The organism is Pseudomonas sp. P9_35, assembly GCF_034008205.1.
In the GTDB taxonomy this organism is placed as follows: Bacteria; Pseudomonadota; Gammaproteobacteria; order Pseudomonadales; family Pseudomonadaceae; genus Aquipseudomonas; species Aquipseudomonas kilonensis.
Window position 1 is genome coordinate 5,686,989 of record NZ_CP125373.1, and the last position, 18,734, is coordinate 5,705,722.

Here is an 18,734-nt window from a genome sequence, read left to right on the forward strand (position 1 = left end):
TATCAAGCGTCCGGCAAGGCCTGGAATGGCGCTTCCTTGTCCGTGCGTTCCTTGGTGCCCCAGGCGGCGACGCCGACCTTGAGCGCGTAGAACAAAATGCTGAAGACCACGAACAGGAACAATGCCGTCAGCGTCGCGTTGGTGTAGGCGTTGAACACCACGTGCTGCATCTGCTCGATGCTCTTGGCCGGGGCCAGGACCTGGCCGGCGGCCAGGGCATCGTTGTATTTGCGCGCCAGGGCCAGGAAGCCGATCGCCGGGTTGGCGTCGAACAGCTTGATCAGGCCCGCGGTGGTGGTGCAGATCAGCAGCCAGGCCGCCGGCAGCAGCGTGACCCAGACGTAGCGCTGGCGCTTCATCTTGATCAGGACCACGGTGGCGAGCATCAGGGCGATACCGGCCAGCATCTGGTTGGAGATGCCGAACAGTGGCCACAAGGTATTGATGCCGCCCAGCGGATCGATCACGCCCTGGTACAGCAGGTAGCCCCACATCGCTACGCAACCGGCGGTGGCGATCAGGTTGGCCGGCCAGGATTCGGTGCGCTTGAGCGAAGGCACGAACGAGCCGAGCAAGTCCTGCAGCATGAACCGCCCGGCACGGGTGCCGGCGTCCACGGCGGTGAGGATGAACAGCGCTTCGAACAGGATCGCGAAGTGGTACCAGAACGCCATGGTGTTCTCACCCGGCAGCACCGAGTGCAGGATCTGCGCAATACCGACCGCCAGGGTCGGCGCACCGCCGGCACGGGCCAGCACGGTGGTCTCGCCGATGTCCTTGGCCACCGCTTGCAGCGCCTCGGGGGTGATTGCAAAACCCCAGCTGCTGACGGTCTGGGCCACGGCCACCACGTCACCGCCGACGATCGCCGCCGGGCTGTTCATGGCGAAGTACACGCCCGGCTCGATGACCGAAGCCGCGACCATGGCCATGATCGCCACGAAGGACTCCATCAGCATGCCGCCGTAACCGATGTAGCGGGCGTTGGTTTCGTTATCCAAGAGCTTGGGCGTGGTGCCCGAGGAGATCAGCGCGTGGAAACCCGAGACCGCGCCGCAGGCGATGGTGATGAACAGGAACGGGAACAGACCGCCCTTCCATACCGGCCCGGTGCCGTCGGTGAACTGGGTCAGCGCCGGCATTTTCAGCTCGGGCATGGTGACCAGGATGCCGATCGCCAGGGCGACGATGGTGCCGATCTTGAGGAATGTCGACAGGTAGTCCCGCGGCGCCAGGATCAGCCACACCGGCAGCACCGCCGCGACAAAACCGTAGCCGATCAGCATCCAGGTGATCTGGATCCCGGTGAAGGAAAAGGCCTTGGCCCAGACCGGATCGGCAGCAATTTGCCCGCCCAGCCAGATCGAGCCCAGCAGCAACAGCACGCCAATCACCGAGATTTCACCGATGCGGCCCGGGCGGATGTAGCGCATGTAGATGCCCATGAACATCGCGATCGGGATGGTCGCCATCACCGTGAAGATGCCCCACGGGCTCTCGGCCAGGGCCTTGACCACGATCAGCGCCAGCACCGCGAGGATGATGATCATGATCAGGAAGCAGCCGAACAGCGCGATGGTGCCAGGGACGCGGCCCATTTCCTCACGGACCATGTCCCCAGGGAACGCCCGTTGCGGCGGGTGGACAGGAACAGGACCATGAAGTCCTGCACCGCACCGGCCAGCACCACGCCAGCGATCAGCCACAGCGTACCGGGCAGGTAGCCCATCTGCGCCGCCAGCACCGGCCCGACCAGCGGCCCCGCGCCGGCAATGGCCGCGAAGTGGTGACCGAAGAGAATGTGTTTGTTGGTCGGGACGTAGTCCAGGCCATCGTTATTGAGCACGGCAGGGGTGGCCCGGCGCGCATCGAGTTGCATCACGTTGTTGGCGATGAAGAGGCTGTAGTAGCGGTAGGCGACCAGGTAGATGGCCACGGCTGCGACGACGATCCAGAGGGCGTTGATCGCCTCGCCTCGACGCAATGCCACGACGCCCAGGGCGCACGCTCCTACGACGGCCAGCAGTAGCCAGGGCAGATGGCGTAGCAGGCTATTATTATTTTTCATTTTTATATTCCAGCCAGGGTGGACAAGAAAGATTGCCATTGGAGTTTAGCGCTAACCCAGGCAAAGGCCATACTCGACATTCGTCTGTCGATTGCCAAATGGTGACGAGGCTCCCTCAGTAGGGTCTATAGTCAATGAATCTTCAGAGGGAATGCGTAATGAGCGAACGTCGCCGCTTCGTACGAGTTGACTTCCATGCCAGGACCGAGCTGAGCCAGGGCCCGTTCATCTGGCCGGTAGAATTGCTGGATCTGTCCCTCAAGGGTTTGCTGATCAAGAAACCCGAACCCTGGCTTGGCGATATCGAACAACCTTTCATGGCCGATATTCATTTGAGCCCTGATGCTGAGATCAAGATGGAAGTTCGGTTGGCCCATGATGACCATGGTCACCTGGGCTTTGCCTGCGAGCACATTGACCTGGACTCCATCGCACACCTACGCCGGCTGGTAGAGCTGAACCTGGGCGACCATGACGAGTTGGAGCGGGAGTTGGCGGCGTTGATTCATATCTGACAGCACCGAGATCCCCTGTGGCGAGGGAGCTTGCTCCCGCTGGGCTGCGTAGCAGCCCCAAAAGCAGCAATTCAATCAGCCTGACACACCGAGATGCAGATTTCAGGTCTGCTGCGCAGCCCAGCGGGAGCAAGCTCCCTCGCCACAAAAGCCTGCACAAGCCTCTGTACTATTCGAACAACGCATCCAACGCCTGTTCCAGGCGCGTCACGGCAATGATCTGCAACCCCGGCGGGGCTTCCTTCGGCGCGTTGCCCTTGGGCACGATGGCGCGTTTGAAACCGTGCTTGGCCGCTTCCTTGAGTCGCTCCTGGCCACTGGGCACCGGCCGTACTTCGCCCGACAGCCCCACTTCGCCGAACACCAACAGGTCGTGGGGCAGCGGCCGGTTGCGCAGGCTGGACATGACTGCGGCCATCAACGCCAGGTCGGACGCGGTTTCCAGCACCTTGACCCCGCCCACGACGTTGAGGAACACGTCCTGGTCGTGCGTCGGAATCCCGCCGTGTCGATGCAGCACCGCCAGCAACATGGCCAACCGATTCTGATCCAGGCCCAGGGTGACCCGGCGCGGGTTCGCCAGGTGACTGTCGTCCACCAGCGCTTGCACTTCGACCAGCATCGGCCGGGTGCCTTCCCACGTTGCCATGACCACGCTACCAGGGACTTCTTCCTGGGCACGCGTCAGAAAGATCGCCGAAGGGTTTGAGACTTCTTTCAAGCCTCTGTCGGTCATGCCGAACACACCCAGTTCGTTCACGGCACCAAAGCGGTTCTTCACCGCCCGCAGCAAACGCAGGCGACCATCGGATTCGCCTTCGAAATACAACACGGTATCGACCATGTGCTCCAGCACGCGTGGCCCCGCCAGCGCGCCTTCCTTGGTGACGTGGCCCACCAGGAAAATCGCCGTGCCGCTCTGCTTGGCGTAGCGCACCAGCAACGCCGCACTTTCGCGCACCTGGGACACGCCGCCCGGGGCCGATTGCAGCTGTTCGGTGAAAATGGTCTGGATCGAGTCGATCACCATCACCTTGGGTTTTTCCAGGCGCGCCGTGGCGATGATGGTCTCGATGCAGGTCTCGGTCATGACCCGCAACTGGTCCTGGGGCAAGCCCAGGCGCCGGGCGCGCATGGCGACCTGCTGCTGGGATTCTTCGCCAGTGACGTACAGCGCCGGCATGCGGGTGGCGAGGTTGCACAAGGTTTGCAACAAGATGGTGGATTTGCCGATGCCCGGATCGCCGCCGATCAGCACCACCGAACCGTCCACCAAACCGCCGCCGAGCACGCGGTCCAGTTCTCCGGATGCAGTGGAGAAACGCGGAATTTCTTCGACACTGACTTCGGCCAGGGTCTTGATCTGCGCCTGCTGACCGGCCCAGCCCGTGCGACCGGTGGGTGCCGCCGCGCCGCCGCTTTCCACCATGGTTTCAGTCAGGGTGTTCCAGGCCCCGCATTCGCTGCACTGGCCGGCCCATTTGGGAAAGGTCGAGCCGCACTCGGTGCAGCCGTACATGCGCTTTGCCTTGGCCATCTGAACTCCGGAGAAAAACCGCGATGATAGCCTAGGGGACGTCAGCGCGGGGCCGGCATTCTGATTTCACCCCTCGCCAGATCCACCGCGGTATTGCCCAACGGGTCCTGGGCCTGCAGATCGGCGCCCTTGGCCTTCAAGGCGTCGAGCAACTCATCGCGCTTGAACAGGCCGGCATACATCGCCGCGGTCTGCCCGGCACCGTTGCGTTGGTCCGGGCTGCAATCGGTGGACAACAAACGCCGCGCAATCTGCACTTCGCCCTTGAAAATCGCGCCCATCAACGCCGTGTTGCCACGTTTGTCCTGGGCACAGGCATCGGCACCCGCGGCCAGCAGCCGCTCCACCGCGGGGCCGTGGCCGTGATAAGCCGCCAAAATCAGCGCGGTGTAGCCCTTTTCATCCTGGGTATTGAGCGAATAACCGGCCTCGATAAAAGTCTCGAGCATCGGCACATCGCCGCGGCGAGCGGCATCGAAGTAATAGTTTTGCAACTGCTCTTGTACGGCGGCCGGTTCAGTGGGTATTGGCTGATCGGCCAGTACGCTCATTGACCAGGTCGCAAGCATCGATAAAAAAAATCTGCGCATCATGACGTCTCCTCTGGCAGATGACTGTGGGGGCATGGTTGTGGGAGCAAGGCTTGCCCGCGATGCAGACAACTCGGTCTGGTTTCAGACCCCAGCACCTGTTTCGCGAGCAAGCTTTGCTCCCACAGGTCATGCACCTGCCTGGCTGTGGATCAGTCAGTCAGTTTTTCCGCCAGGGCCTTGACCCGGGCCAAGTCACCTTTGGCGACACGAGCCACGCCAGTGCCGTACTCAGGGTCAGCCTTGTAGAGGAACGACAGGATGATGTGCTTGCTCTCGTCATCGGTGGTCGCCAAAGAGCCGCCGAAGCTGTCGATCAGGTCATCACGCTCTTTCTTGCTGAACGAACGATACAAATCACCGGCCTGCTTGAAGTTCTGCTCACGCTGGATCTTCGCTTGCTGGGTGCTGCCGCTCAGCGCGGCCTGGCTGTAGCGTGCCGCTTGCGGTTCTTCACGCGGCGTCAGGCGGCTCGGCTGATAATTCACTCCGGTGCTGGTGCTGCCAGGGTTCATCGCGCCGTCCTGGTTACCGTTGTTCACCGCCACCTTGGGGGCGTTGATCGGCAGTTGCAGGGCATTGGCACCCAGGCGATACATCTGCGTGTCAGCGTAGGAAAATACTCGTCCCTGGAGCAAACGATCCTCGGAAGGTTCGATACCCGGTACAAGATTGGCCGGCGCCATGGCCACCTGCTCGGTTTCCTGGAAGACATTCGCCGGATTGCGGTTCAAGACCATTTGCCCGACTTTGCGCTCAGGCACACCCGGCCAGATCTTGGTCGCGTCCAGTGGGTCGAAGTCAAACTTGGCAAGGTCCTCTGGATTGAGCACCTGGACGTACAAGTCCCACTTCGGGAAGTCGCCCTTATTAATATGATTCACCAGATCATTTGTCATATGGCTGTAATCTTGACCCTGAACTTTCACAACTTCTTTCGGATCGAGATTTTTCAGGCCCTGCAAACTTTTCCAATGAAATTTCACGTAGTGAACTTCACCCTTGGTGTTAACCAGTTTGTAGGCATGTACACCGTTACCGTCCATCTCGCGGTAACTGGCCGGCGTCCCGGAGTTGGAATACAACTCGGTCAGGGTGCGGGTCGATTCTGGAACATGGGAGAAGAAATCGAAGCGGCGTGAGTCATCGTCCAGGTTGGTCCGAGGGTCGGGTTTGAAGGCGTGGACCATGTCCGGAAACTTGATGGCATCGCGGATGAAGAAGGTCGGGAAGTTGTTACCCACCAAGTCCCAATTACCGTCGGCAGTGTAGAACTTCGTGGCGAAACCACGGGGGTCGCGCAGGGTTTCCGGCGAATGATTGCCATGCACCACGGCAGAAAAACGCACGAACACTGGCGTGACCTGGCCTGCGGCAAAAACCTTGGCCTTGGTCAGGTCGCTGAGATCCTCGGAAACCGTGAAGGTACCGTGGGCGCCGGTCCCACGGGCATGCACCACGCGCTCAGGGATGCGCTCACGGTCAAAGCGCTGGAGCTTCTGGATCAACTGCACGTCTTGCAGCAAGGTCGGGCCGTTGGGGCCTGCCGTTTGCGAGTTCTGGTTGTCGCCGACAGCCGCACCGTTGTCCCGGGTCAGGGTGGCCGCGTTGACAGACAAGGACAAAAGGCTCGCGGTCAGCACAAAAAAAGCGCGGCGATGGGAATAAGCCCCGTGGCCAAGGGAAGTGTTCATAGGCGTGTTCCTCTGATGTTATAGAGCGCATCCATGTGCGCCATCCAGAGGCTAGTGCTCGATAAAGGAAAACCTAAATAGAAATGCCGTACCGCGTCGATAGAAAAAACGTTGTGGGGTGCCAGGCTGAAACCGCGTATCACGCGCGATTGATGGCACTTTGAAAACTTTTCACCCAGGACCAGGTCGATAATTGAAGCTTTGTAAGCAGGCGTTTCGAGCAAGACTCGTTGGGCTGACTTACACTGCCACTCATCTTTAATCTGTCACAAGGAATAACTCATGGGCGTGCTAAGCGAGTTCAAGGCCTTCGCGGTCAAAGGCAATGTCGTCGACATGGCCGTCGGGATCATCATCGGTGCCGCTTTCGGCAAAATCGTTTCGTCATTCGTTGGCGACGTGGTCATGCCTCCCATCGGCCTGCTGATTGGTGGAGTGGACTTCAGTGACCTGGCCATCACCCTCAAGGCCGCCCAGGGTGATGCGCCTGCCGTTATGCTGGCCTACGGTAAATTCATCCAGAGCACCATCGACTTCATCATCGTGGCGTTCGCCATTTTCATGGGCGTCCAGGCGATCAACCGCCTCAAGCGCGAAGAAGCCGTGGCCCCCAGCGCGCCTCCTGTTCCGACCAAGGAAGAACTGCTGCTCACCGAAATTCGCGACCTGCTCAAGGCCCAGAACGAGCGGCCCTGAACCTCCCTCCATCGATAGAACCTGTGGCGAGGGAGCAAGCTCGCGCTGGGTTTTGTAGGAGCTGGCGAAGCCTGCGATCTTTTGATCTTTTGATCTTTTGATCTTTTGATCTTTTGATCTTTTGATCTTTTGATCTTTTGATCTTTTGATCTTTTGATCTTTCGATCTTTCGCTTGAGACTCAAGTGTCTGGGGAAAGATCGCAGCCTCGTTGCACTCGACAGCTCCTACACAGCTCCTACACAGCTCCTACATGCGTGGGTTTCCTACCAGTAGTTTTCCACCGCCACCTGCCCCGGCCGACGGGTCAGGCTCAACTGCAGCCCCCTGGTCTTGAGCAGCTTGCGTGTCTCGTCGATCATTTGCGGGTTGCCGCACAGCATCACTCGCGAATGCTCCGGCGCCAGCGTCGCGCCGGCCGCCCGCTCCAGTTCGCCATTTTCGATCAGCGTGGTGATCCGCCCATTGAGCGCCCCCGGATGCTGCTCACGGGTGACGGTCGCAATGAAACGAAACTTATGAGCGTACTCGGCCAGGTAGTCGCGCTGGGACAGTTCCTTGATCAACGCCTGATACGCCAGCTCCTGCGCCTCGCGCACGCTGTACACCAGGATGATCCGCTCGAATTTTTCCCAGACCTCAAAATCCTGGAGGATAGAAAGGAACGGCGCCACACCCGTCCCGGTAGACAGCAGCCACAAATCCCGACCATCGACAAAGCGATCCAGCGTCAGGTAGCCGAAAGCCTGGCGATCCACCAACAGTTCGTCACCCGGCTGCAGGTGGCTGAGCTCACTGGTGAACTCGCCATCGGGAACCACGATGGAAAAGAATTCGAGGAACTCGTCGAACGGCGACGACACCATGGAGTACGCCCGCCAGACAGTGGTCCCATCCGTCTTGACGACGCCCAGCCGGGCGAACTGTCCCGCCCGAAAGCGAAAGCCGCGATCCCGGGTCGTGCGCAACGTAAACAGATGAGGCGTCAACGGCTGGACATCGAGCAGGGTTTGGCGGGTGAACTTCTCTGCGCTGTCGGTCATGAGCCACTCCTATGGGACAAGACATACAGTGTCCCGCAAAGTGAACCTTTTCACCACCGACGGGCAAGTAATAGCATTTTAGTTGCACTCGCCCCATCTAAAACTTTTACCAAAACTGTACAAAGTTAGAGCACTGCAAAAGAAATCAATCTACAGAACTAATACATTACAATTCTGTAAGCTAGTTAAAAAAAATCTCACTACAAGTTAGGAAAAGTCCTACAATAAAAATTCGCATCAGGGATTGGATCCGCATGGACGAATCAAACCCAGGAGAAAGCGATGGACAGGTGGAAGGACTTGTTGCTGAGGAAGTTATCCTGTGAAAAAGACCTGCAGACGGCCTATCGTCTAGTAGTGAATTTCTTTAACAATCAAGGATTTGACTATTGTGCATTTTCAGCCTACTTAGGCAGCCCCAACAATCACACCAGTAAGGTGAACCTGAATAATTACCCTTATGGATGGGAGCGGCTTTATGAACAAAATGGTTATGCATCGAACGACCCAATAGTAGCACACTGCAATCAATCACCACTTCCGATCATGTGGAATGAGAATGTTTTCGCTCAGGCCCCTAAGTTATGGCGAGAACTTAATCGACAAGGACTCAAGTACGGCTGGACCCAGGCCGTTCATGACGAACAAGGGGCACAGTCCAGCCTGTTCAGCCTTGCACGAACCCATTGTCCCATTGATATCGAGGAGCATTATGGCAATCTCGGCTACGCCATCTTCGCCAGTCAAAAGCTGCATGCGCTTGCCAGCAAAAAACTGGCGGACGCCACCGCAGTCCAGCCAAAATGTCACTTGTCCCCCAGAGAGATCGAAGTATTGAGGTGGTCTGCCGAAGGCAAGACGGCCTCGGAAGTGGGCAGGATCCTTTGTCTTTCCGAACGGACCGTGAATTTCCATGTGTGCAGTTGCATGCGAAAACTGAACGTCAGCAATAAGATTTCAGCGGTGGCTAAAGCCGCCCAGATCCATGTGATCTGACCCGTGGCACGACACTGTCGAGCTGAAAAACCCACGAGTAATGTGCGACAAAAAAACGTACCATTTACGGTTCCACTTGGATGATGCCGCTTCTTGCACGCGACGCCGTTCATTCAGGAGGTCCCGCACAGACACCTATCTCCAGGCAGCGGGACACTCGTTGATCTCCAGAGTCCCCAGCCATGCCCCTGCTCGACAGCCCCTTCGCTCAACTCGACCTGATCCGCCAACCCGAACAGCAGAACGAACCGCTGCAAGCCTTCGATGCGGCCGACGAATACCTGCTCGCGCACCTGGCCGAACAACAGCCGAGCGCGCAGACTCGGGTCCTGGTGCTCAATGACGGCTTCGGCGCCCTGGCGGCCAGCCTGGCGGGCAACGTCCTGGTGACCAGCAGCGGTGACTCCTTCCTTGCTTTGCAGGCGCTGGAGAAAAACCTGGTGCGCAACGGCCGCCCCTTCGATGCGGTGCCAACGCTACCTGCCAGCGAGCCACTGACCGGCCCGTTCGATCGCGTCCTGATCAAAGTACCGAAAACCCTGGCCTTGCTGGAGGAACAGCTGATTCGCCTGCAAGGCCAACTCGCGCCAGGCGCCCAAGTGATTGCCGGGGCCATGATCAAGCACCTGCCCCGGGCCGCTGGCGATTTGCTGGAGCGGTATATCGGCCCGGTGCAGGCCTCCCTGGCGGTGAAAAAAGCACGGCTGTTGATCGCTACGCCACAACCCGGCTCTTCACAAGGCAGTGCGCCGATCATATCGCCCTACCCCACGCGTTACTGGCTGGACGAGCCGAAGATCGAGCTGCTCAACCACGCCAATGTGTTCTGCCGCGAAGGCCTGGACATCGGCACCCGCGCGTTCCTGCCACATCTGCCGAAAAACCTCGGGACGGCCCGGGTCGCGGACCTGGGGTGCGGCAACGGCGTGCTGGCCATCGCCAGCGCCCTGCAAAACCCCGAGGCCCACTACACCCTGGTGGACGAGTCGTATATGGCCGTGCAATCGGCCGCCGATAATTGGCGTGCAGCCCTGGGCGAACGCGAAGTGACCCTGCGGGCCGATGATGGCCTGGCCGGACAAGAGGCACAGTCACTGGACGTGGTGCTGTGCAATCCGCCCTTCCACCAGCAGCAAGTGGTGGGCGATTTCCTCGCCTGGCGGATGTTCCAGCAGGCTCGCGAAGCGCTGGTGGTGGGCGGCGCGCTGTACATCGTCGGCAACCGGCACCTGGGGTACCACAGCAAACTGGCGCGGTTGTTCCGCGGTGTCGAGCAAGTGGCCGCCACGCCGAAATTCGTGATCCTCAAAGCCCGCAAATAAATCGTCTGTGGGAGCAAAGCTGGCTCGCGATGCAAGCACCTCGGCTCCTGCGAGCCTGCATTGTCCTCATCGCGAGCAAGCTCGCTCCCACAGGGCGATCAGTGAGTCGTCAGCCCCGCGGCATTCATGAACATCCGCATCAGGCTGGCGACGATGAACAGCGCCAGCACACTACCGGTCCAGATCGTCACCAGCCAGCCGAGTCGCAGCCAGAGCGGCTTGCGTTCGGCGGCCTCGATGTCTTTCAAGTCAGGTTTGCCCATGCTCGACGCCCTCAATGGTAGCCGTCGTCGTGGGTCACCTTGCCGCGGAACACGTAGTAGCTCCAGAAGGTGTACACCAGGATCAACGGAATGATGAACAGCGTGCCTACCAGCATGAAACCCTGGCTCTGGGGCGGTGACGAGGCGTCCCAGATCGAGATGGACGGCGGCACAATGTTCGGCCACAGGCTGATGCCCAAGCCGCTGTAGCCGAGGAAGATCAGCACCAGGGTCAGGATGAAGGGCGTGTAATTGGCGTTGCGCGCCACGGCGCGGAACAATCCGTACATGGTCACCAGCACCAGGATCGGCACCGGCAGGAACCAGAACAGGTTCGGCAAGGTGAACCAGCGGGCCGCGATGTCCGCATGGGCCAGCGGGGTCCAGATGCTGACGATGCCGATCACCGCCAGCACCACGAACGCCAGCGGGCGGGCCAGGTCATGCATCTGCTCTTGCAACTTGCCCTCGGTCTTCATGATCAGCCAGGTGCAGCCGAGCAGCGCGTAGGCGGCGATCAACGCCAGGCCACAGAACATCGTGAATGGCGTGAACCAGTCCAGGGAGCCGCCGGCGAACTGGCGATTGACCACCTCGAAGCCGTCGATGAACGCCCCCAGCGCCACACCCTGGAAGAAGGTGGCCGTCAGCGAGCCACCAATGAATGCCTTGTCCCAGAGGTGGCGCTTCTCAGCCGTGGCCTTGAAGCGGAATTCGAAGGCCACGCCGCGGAAGATCAGGCCGATGAGCATCAGGATCAACGGCAGGTACAGCGCCGAGAGCACCACCGAATAAGCCAGTGGAAACGCTCCGAACAGCCCGGCACCGCCCAGCACCAGCCAGGTTTCGTTACCGTCCCAGACCGGTGCCACGGTGTTCATCATCACGTCGCGGTCGCGCTCGCCCTTGACGAAGGGGAAGAGAATGCCGATCCCCAGGTCGAAGCCGTCCATGATCACGTACATCATGATGCCGAAGATGATGACCACGGCCCAGATCAGCGGAAGATCAATACCCATGACTCAATTCCCCTTGTTCGAGCGGTCGTTGTGGTCCACATCGTCGCCGTCATCGGCGGCCGACAATGGCCGCGCCGGCGTACGTTTCTGGCCCGGGCCACCGTCGCTCGGCTCGGCTTCGTGGGCCTCCGGCCCCTTGCGCACCAGGCGCATCATGTAGCTCAGGCCCGCACCGAACAGCGCGAAATACACCACGACGAACAGCACCAGGGTGATGCTCATCTGAGCGAAGCTGTGGCCGGACGAGGCATCGGCCGTGCGCATCAGGCCATAGACCACCCACGGCTGGCGGCCGATCTCCGTGGTAAACCAGCCGGCCAGGATCGCGACCAGTCCGGACGGCCCCATCCACAGCACCATGTAGAGGAACGGCCGGGATTGATAGATTCGATCGTTGCGGCGCAGCCACAGGCTGCACAGCCCAGTGAAAATCATCAGCAAGCCGAGGCCGACCATGACCCGGAACGACCAGAACACGATGGTCGAGTTCGGTCGGTCCTCGGGCGGGAACTCCTTGAGGGCCGGCACCTGCTTGTCCAGGCTGTGGGTCAGGATCAGGCTGCCCAGGTAAGGAATTTCCACGGCGTATCTGGTCTTCTCTGCCTTCATGTCTGGCAGACCGAACAGGATCAGCGGGGTCGGTTCATTGCCGACGTTTTCCCAGTGGCCTTCGATGGCGGCGATTTTCGCCGGTTGATGCTTGAGGGTGTTCAGGCCATGGAAATCGCCGATGACCGCCTGTATCGGCGCCACCAGCAAGGCCATCCACATCGCCATCGACAGCATCCGGCGGATGGCCGGGGTATCGCGGCCGCGCAGTAAATGCCAGGCCGCCGACGAGCCGACGAAGAACGCCGTGGCGACGAACGCAGCGGTGGACATGTGCAGCAATCGATAAGGGAACGAGGGGTTGAACACCACCGCCAGCCAGTCCACCGGGATCACCCGGCCGTCGATGATTTCGTAACCCTGGGGGGTTTGCATCCAGCTGTTGGAGGACAGGATCCAGAAGGTCGAGATCAGGGTGCCGATCGCCACCATGACCGTGGAAAAGAAATGCAGCCCGCGGCCGACACGATTCCAGCCGAACAACATCACGCCCAGGAAACCCGCCTCGAGGAAAAACGCCGTGAGCACCTCGTAGGTCAGCAACGGCCCGGTCACCGCACCGGCGAAGTCCGAGAAACGACTCCAGTTGGTCCCGAACTGATAGGCCATGACCAACCCGGACACCACTCCCATGCCGAAGTTGACGGCAAAGATCTTCGACCAGAAGTGGTACAGGTCGCGGTAGGTGTCATCGCGGGTCTTGAGCCACAGGCCTTCGAGTACCGCCAGGTAACTCGCCAGGCCAATGGTGATGGCCGGGAACAGGATGTGGAACGAGATGGTGAACGCGAACTGGATTCGGGCGAGATCGAGCGCCTCCAAACCGAACATAAGTCTTCCTCTGTCAGGTAAAACCGGCTGCGGGCGGGGCCTGCATCACTATCCCCAGGGATATGGAGTGCGATGCTTTTCAAATCGTTCTTTTTTAAAACCGTCACAACGCAGGACTCTGGCCGGGTGGCCGCCAGCCCAACGCCCTGGAAGGTGTTGATCTGGATCAAGCAATGATCAAAGAGTAGCCGCATTCTCGTCGATGAACGGCGTGGTCGTTTGTCGCGTGACAGGTTGTCTCAGTGTCGCAATAGCGCTCTAAATGCACGCAATCCCCTGTGGCGAGGGAGCTTGCTCCCGCTGGGCTGCGCAGCGGCCCCCAAGATTTTGCGGTCGCTGCGCAACCGAGCGGGAGCAAGCTCCCTCGCCACAAAAGCCCGCGTCAGCTTGAAATCGATGTCTGGCTAACTATTTTTCCAGCCATTGCAACTTCCGGTTACAGCTCGGTGATAATCTCGAGGCCTTCATCACCGGACCCGTCATAGATGCCCAGCCAAGCGCCGCTGCTGCTCCGTCACCATCGTCCCTTCATCGCCTTCTGGCTGGCCCGGATATTCACCGCCAGCGGCTTCCAGATGCTCACCGTGGCCATCGGCTGGAACCTCTATCAACTGACCGGCAACGTCCTGGACCTTGGCCTGGTGGGGTTGGTGGAATTTGCCCCGCGCGTGCTGTTCATGCTCCACACCGGGCATGTGGCCGACCGCTATGACCGGCGCAAGGTGGCGGCCATCTGCCAGTCATTGCAGGCGATGATTGCCCTGGCACTGGTGATCGGCAGCGCCACTGACAACGTCACGCGGGAGATGATCTTCATCCTCGCTTTCCTGCTGGGCGCCGCCCGCTCCTTCGAAATGCCGACCACCCAGGCGCTGCTGCCGAGCATCGTGCCGGCTGCGCTGTTTCCCCGTGCCGTGGCCGCCGCGCAATCGGCCCAGCAGTCGGCCACCATCGTCGCCCCGGCGCTCGGCGGCTTGCTCTACGCCTTCGGCAGTGTCTGGGTCTACGGGCCGACGGTGCTGCTTTACCTCATCGCCTGCGGCCTGATGCTCAACCTGCCCGCCCGGCAGACGCCGCTGAACAAAGGCAAGGCGACGCTGGATTCGTTGCTGGCCGGGATTCGCTTCATCCGCAGTCGCCCGGACATTCTCGGGGCGATCTCCCTGGACCTGTTCGCGGTGTTGCTCGGCGGCGCGACGGCGTTGCTGCCGGTGTTTGCCAAGGACATCCTGCTCACCGGCCCCTGGGGCCTGGGCCTGTTGCGCTCGGCACCGGCGGTCGGGGCCTTGCTGATGTCGCTGTGGCTGGCGCGGTTTGCCGTGGAGCGCAAGGTCGGCCGGGTGATGTTCACGGCGGTGGGCGTGTTTGGCGTCGCCACCATTGCATTCGGCCTCTCCACCTCGTTCTGGTTTTCCCTGGCGGTGCTGGTGGTGCTGGGCGCGGCGGACATGATCAGCATGGTGATCCGCGCCTCCTTCGTACAGCTGGAAACACCGGATGAAATGCGCGGTCGGGTCAGCGCGGTGAACGGGCTGTTCATCGGCGCCTCGAACCAGTTGGGCGAGTTCGAGTCCGGCCTCACCGCCCACTGGTTCGGCACCGTGCCGGCGGTGGTCATGGGCGGCGTCGGCACGCTGCTGGTCACCGGAACCTGGATCAAACTGTTCCCGACCCTGGCCAACCGTGACCGGATGCACGAACCGGTGGATGAAGCAAAAGCCTAGAGCAGCTTGTCGAGGGTGATGGGAAAGTCCCGCACCCGCTTGCCGGTGGCATGGTAAATCGCATTGGCCACCGCCGCAGCCACTCCGACGATGCCAATTTCACCCACGCCCTTGGACCCGAGCGCATTGACGATCTCGTCATGTTCCTCGACGAAAATCACCTCAATGTCGCCAATGTCGGCGTTAACCGGCAGGTGATACTCGGCCAGGTTGTGATTCATGTGGCGACCCAGGGCGTGGTCCGTCAGGGTTTCTTCGTGCAAGGCCATGCCGACGCCCCACACCACGCCACCGAGAATCTGGCTGCGGGCGGTTTTCGGGTTGACGACCCGGCCGGCGGCGATGGCGCTGACCACTCGGTTGACCTTCACCGTCCCCAGGTCTTCATCCACTCGCACTTCGACGAACACCGCCGAGTGAGTGGCCGTGGCGTAGGCCTGGCGTTTTGCATCCGGCTCGGCAGTGACCTGGGCTTGCAACGGCGTCTCGCCGCTTTTGTGCGCCAGCTCCGCTAATGCAACACTCGCTTCGCCCAGCCGTAACTGCCCCTCCATGAACGTCACTTGCTCAAGGGTCGCGCCACTGAAGGCAGGACACGCCTGGCGAGCCACGGCCAGGAGTTTTTCCTTCAGCGCTTCACAGGCCTGCTGCACAGCGGTGCCCACCGACGATACGGTGAACGAGCCGCCCTGCAGCGGCGCGGTGGGCAACGACGAATCCCCCAGGACAAACGTGACGTCCTCAAGGGAAACGCCTGACGCCTCGGCGGCGATCTGGGTCATGACCGTGTAGGTCCCGGTGCCGATGTCAGTGGTGGCGCTGCTGACGGTCAGCTTGCCATTGGTATCCAATGACGCCTGGGCGCTGGCCTTCTGCTGCATGGCCTCCCACACACCACCGGCCATGCCCCAACCCACCAGTTGCCGGCCTTCACGCATGCTGCGCGGTTCCGGGTTGCGCTTGTCCCAGCCGAAACGACGGGCACCTTGGGCATAACACTCACGCAGTTCCTTGCTGGAATACGGCTTGCCTTCGTTCTCGTTGCGTTCGGCGTAGTTGATCAACCGCAATTGGACCGGATCGATCGCCAGGGCACAGGCCAGTTCATCCATGGCGCACTCCAGGCCGATCAAGCCGAGGGCGGCACCGGGTGCGCGCATGTCCAAAGGCGTGTAGACGTCCAGTGGTACCAGTTTGTAAGTCAACTCGACGTTGTCGCAGTGATAGAGCATGCCGCTCCACTCCACCACATGCTCGGTGAAATCCTCGAAGCGCGAGGTCTGGCCGACGGCGCTGTGCGCCACGGCCAGCAAGCGACCGTTGGCCGCCGCCCCCAGTTGCACGCGCTGGAGGGTTCGCGGCCGATAGCCAAAGGTAAACATCTGCTGGCGCGTCAGGCTGACCCGCACGGAACGCTTGAGGGCCAGTGCCGCCATCACGGCCAACGGCAATTGATATTGCGGGCGCAACCCGGAACCGAAGGCGCCGCCGACAAACGCGGCAAACACTCGCACTTGCTCTTTCTCGAGCCCGAAGACTTTTTGCACATAGGCCTGACCGTTTTGCGTACCTTGGGTCTTGTCGTGGATGTGCAGGCTGCCGTCAGGCTGATACAGCACGGTGGAGGCATGTGGCTCCATGGGGTTGTGGTGTTCAATCGGCGTGCTGTAGGACACATCCACACTGAGCGCGGAGCTGGCGTACTCGCCCTGAAAATTCCCACGGGGCTTGGGTAATTCAGCCGGTGCTGGGTGGGCGTCGTTTTGCAGGGTTATCAGATCGGTCTGATGCTCTTGGGCTGCGTATTCGATGTCTATCAGCGAACCGGCATACCGGGCCAACTCAAGATTTTCCGCCACCACCAGGGCCAGGGGCTGGCCGCTGTAGAGCACCTGGTCGTTGTACAGCGGCCGGAACGGCGAGCCGTCCGCCGCATCGGCATCCTGGTAGGGTTCGTCGTAGCTGGCGATCCTCGGCCGGTTGGTGTGGTCGATGACCGCGACCACGCCAGGCAGCGCCAGGCAGCGCCAGGGCGCGGGAAGCATCGATGCGCAGCACGCGACCACGGGCGACCGTACCGGACACGACGCTGCCGTGCAGCAAGCCGTCCTCGGGGTATTCGCCGGCATAACGGGCCTGGCCCGTCACCTTGAGCAGGCCATCGACCCGATCGAGTGGTTGCCCTATGGATTTGCTCGGAGCGTTCATCAGGCTTGTCCTCCCTGCGGTGCGCAACCCAACGCGGCATCGCTCAAGGCGCGGATAATTGCCCGGCGCGCCAATCGGATCTTGAAGCCGTTGTGCGCCAACGGCTCGGCGTCTTGCAGCAGTGAATCGGCGGCGACGGCGAAGGCTTCGCGACTGACGGTCTGTCCGACCAGCCAGCTCTCCACGGCCCGGTCGCGCCACGGTTTGTGCGCCACGCCACCGAGGGCCAGGCGCGCCTGGCGAATCACCGACCCATCCAGTTCCAGCGCCGCCGCCACCGAGACCAGCGCAAACGCGTAGGAGGCGCGGTCCCGGACCTTCAGGTAGTGGCTATGCTCGGCAAAACCGGCGACAGGCAACTCGATGGCGGTGATCAGCTCATCGTCGGCCAGTTGGTTATCGCGCTCCGGGGCGTCGCCGGGCAGGCGGTGGAAGTCGGCGAACTCGATGGTCCGCGCCCCGCCCCGCCCCAGGACATGGACCACCGCCTCCAGAGCGGCCAAGGCCACGCACATATCGGAGGGATGGGTGGCGACACATTGATCGCTGGCACCGAAAATCGCGTGGATCCGGTTCAAACCGTTCCGGGCCGGGCAACCGCTGCCGGGCCGGCGTTTGTTGCACGGTACGCTCGCGTCATAGAAGTAATAGCAGCGGGTGCGTTGCAGCAGGTTGCCGCCGGTGCTGGCCATGTTGCGCAGTTGCGGCGAGGCGCCCGCCAGGATGGCCTGGGCCAGCAGCGGATAGCGGCGCTCGATCCACGGGTGCCAGGCCAGGTCGGCATTGCTCACCAAGGCCCCGATCATCACTCCGCCAGACGGCGTTTCACTGAGGTCCGCCAGGGGCAACCCGGTAATGTCGATCAGGTGCTCGGGGCGGGTCAGGTTCTCTTTCATCAGGTCCAGCAGGTTGGTGCCACCGGCGATGAAGCGGGAAACCGGGCTCGACAAATCGACGGCCGCCTGCACGGTGTCGGGCTTGCTGTACTGGAAGGGATTCATTGATCACCTCCCGGTTGCCGGCAAAGCGGCAATGCCTCTTCGATGGCATCACAAATGTGGGTGTAGGCCCCGCAGCGGCACAGGTTGCCACTCATCAGTTCACTGATTTGCGCGCGGGTCTGCGCCCTGCCCTCATTGGCCAGCCCCACCGCCGAACAAATCTGCCCCGGCGTGCAGTAACCGCACTGGAACGCGTCATGGGTGATGAAAGCCTGCTGCATGGGATGCAATGCGTCATCACCGGCCAGGCCTTCGATGGTGGTCAATTCGGCACCGTCGCACATCACCGCCAGGGTCAGGCAGGCATTGATCCGCTTGCCATCGCGCAGCACCGTACAGGCGCCGCATTGGCCGTGGTCGCAGCCTTTCTTGCTGCCCACCAGGTCCAGTTGCTCACGCAGCAGGTCCAGCAACGTGGTCCAGGCCAGCACTTGCAACTCACGCACCTGGCCATTGAGTGTCAGGCGGATCGGATGACGGACGAAGGACGCCGGCGTCGCTTCGGACAGGGTCGCGCTCATGGAACACCTCACGGTTGGTCATACTCGCGGCGTTTTGGGAAACCGCCGTCATAAGGGGTACGACTTCAGGGTGAGGCGAAGCGTTCAAGGCAAATGAT

General features: G+C 61.1%; 15 protein-coding genes and 1 pseudogene. 5 read left to right on the forward strand and 11 right to left on the reverse strand.

Annotated elements, in window-relative coordinates; genetic code table 11:
• Window positions 1-2: 2 nt before the first annotated feature.
• Window positions 3-2,068: pseudogene (locus QMK47_RS25295) on the reverse strand (carbon starvation CstA family protein).
• A gap of 158 nt (window positions 2,069-2,226) precedes the next feature.
• On the opposite strand from QMK47_RS25295, the gene QMK47_RS25300 reads away from it, so the two are divergent.
• On the forward strand, window positions 2,227-2,583 hold the full coding sequence (locus tag QMK47_RS25300; protein ID WP_253469541.1) for a PilZ domain-containing protein: 357 nt from the start codon (window positions 2,227-2,229) through the stop codon (window positions 2,581-2,583).
• Between the two features lie 169 nt (window positions 2,584-2,752).
• On the opposite strand, the gene radA is transcribed toward QMK47_RS25300, so the two are convergent.
• The 3 genes from radA to katB form a co-directional block, all read right to left on the reverse strand.
• Window positions 2,753-4,120 carry a DNA repair protein RadA gene (gene radA / locus QMK47_RS25305; RefSeq protein WP_003185644.1) on the reverse strand — a complete coding sequence of 456 codons (1,368 nt, stop codon included), beginning with the start codon at window positions 4,118-4,120 and terminating at the stop codon, window positions 2,753-2,755.
• Window positions 4,121-4,161: 41 nt separating this feature from the next.
• Window positions 4,162-4,710 (reverse strand): ankyrin repeat domain-containing protein, encoded by a 549-nt coding sequence (locus QMK47_RS25310; protein ID WP_320390554.1) that lies wholly within the window; start codon window positions 4,708-4,710, stop codon window positions 4,162-4,164.
• 152 nt (window positions 4,711-4,862) lie between these two features.
• On the reverse strand, window positions 4,863-6,404 hold the full coding sequence (gene katB / locus QMK47_RS25315) for a catalase KatB (RefSeq protein ID WP_320389477.1): 1,542 nt from the start codon (window positions 6,402-6,404) through the stop codon (window positions 4,863-4,865).
• A 282-nt stretch (window positions 6,405-6,686) separates the two neighbouring features.
• Between katB and mscL the strand changes: the two genes are divergently transcribed.
• Complete coding sequence (gene mscL / locus QMK47_RS25320; protein WP_214512867.1) at window positions 6,687-7,100, forward strand: large-conductance mechanosensitive channel protein MscL; 414 nt, start codon at window positions 6,687-6,689, stop codon at window positions 7,098-7,100.
• Window positions 7,101-7,365: 265 nt separating this feature from the next.
• Here the strand turns inward: mscL and QMK47_RS25325 are convergent, their stop codons facing one another.
• Window positions 7,366-8,142 (reverse strand): ferredoxin--NADP reductase, encoded by a 777-nt coding sequence (locus QMK47_RS25325; protein WP_320389478.1) that lies wholly within the window; start codon window positions 8,140-8,142, stop codon window positions 7,366-7,368.
• A gap of 282 nt (window positions 8,143-8,424) precedes the next feature.
• On the opposite strand from QMK47_RS25325, the gene QMK47_RS25330 reads away from it, so the two are divergent.
• A complete protein-coding gene (locus QMK47_RS25330; protein WP_253469550.1) occupies window positions 8,425-9,138 on the forward strand; it encodes an autoinducer binding domain-containing protein in 714 nt (237 codons plus the stop codon).
• Window positions 9,139-9,320: 182 nt separating this feature from the next.
• A complete protein-coding gene (locus QMK47_RS25335) occupies window positions 9,321-10,460 on the forward strand; it encodes a methyltransferase (RefSeq protein WP_320389479.1) in 1,140 nt (379 codons plus the stop codon).
• A gap of 98 nt (window positions 10,461-10,558) precedes the next feature.
• Here the strand turns inward: QMK47_RS25335 and QMK47_RS25340 are convergent, their stop codons facing one another.
• The 3 genes from QMK47_RS25340 to QMK47_RS25350 are packed head-to-tail and all read right to left on the reverse strand — an operon-like array spanning window position 10,559 to window position 13,182.
• Window positions 10,559-10,723: a DUF2474 domain-containing protein gene (locus QMK47_RS25340; RefSeq protein WP_258689430.1), complete on the reverse strand. Its 165-nt coding sequence runs from the start codon at window positions 10,721-10,723 to the stop codon at window positions 10,559-10,561.
• Window positions 10,724-10,734: 11 nt separating this feature from the next.
• A complete protein-coding gene (gene cydB / locus QMK47_RS25345) occupies window positions 10,735-11,742 on the reverse strand; it encodes a cytochrome d ubiquinol oxidase subunit II (protein WP_320389480.1) in 1,008 nt (335 codons plus the stop codon).
• Between the two features lie 3 nt (window positions 11,743-11,745).
• The gene (locus QMK47_RS25350) at window positions 11,746-13,182 is read right to left on the reverse strand and encodes a cytochrome ubiquinol oxidase subunit I (protein WP_253469558.1); all 1,437 of its coding nucleotides are present in this window, start codon (window positions 13,180-13,182) and stop codon (window positions 11,746-11,748) included.
• Window positions 13,183-13,667: 485 nt separating this feature from the next.
• Between QMK47_RS25350 and QMK47_RS25355 the strand changes: the two genes are divergently transcribed.
• Window positions 13,668-14,906 (forward strand): MFS transporter, encoded by a 1,239-nt coding sequence (locus QMK47_RS25355; RefSeq protein ID WP_014340310.1) that lies wholly within the window; start codon window positions 13,668-13,670, stop codon window positions 14,904-14,906.
• On the opposite strand, the gene QMK47_RS25360 is transcribed toward QMK47_RS25355, so the two are convergent.
• The 3 genes from QMK47_RS25360 to QMK47_RS25370 all read right to left on the reverse strand — a co-directional run bounded on the left by QMK47_RS25360 (window position 14,903) and on the right by QMK47_RS25370 (window position 18,636).
• Complete coding sequence (locus QMK47_RS25360) at window positions 14,903-17,035, reverse strand: xanthine dehydrogenase family protein molybdopterin-binding subunit (protein WP_413817753.1); 2,133 nt, start codon at window positions 17,033-17,035, stop codon at window positions 14,903-14,905. The genes QMK47_RS25355 and QMK47_RS25360 overlap by 4 nt on opposite strands.
• A gap of 78 nt (window positions 17,036-17,113) precedes the next feature.
• Window positions 17,114-18,115 (reverse strand): FAD binding domain-containing protein, encoded by a 1,002-nt coding sequence (locus QMK47_RS25365; RefSeq protein WP_253469563.1) that lies wholly within the window; start codon window positions 18,113-18,115, stop codon window positions 17,114-17,116.
• Entirely contained in the window at window positions 18,112-18,636 is a 525-nt protein-coding gene (locus tag QMK47_RS25370; protein ID WP_057451874.1) for a (2Fe-2S)-binding protein, read from the reverse strand. The genes QMK47_RS25365 and QMK47_RS25370 overlap by 4 nt, the downstream gene beginning before the upstream one ends.
• Window positions 18,637-18,734: the final 98 nt, after the last annotated feature.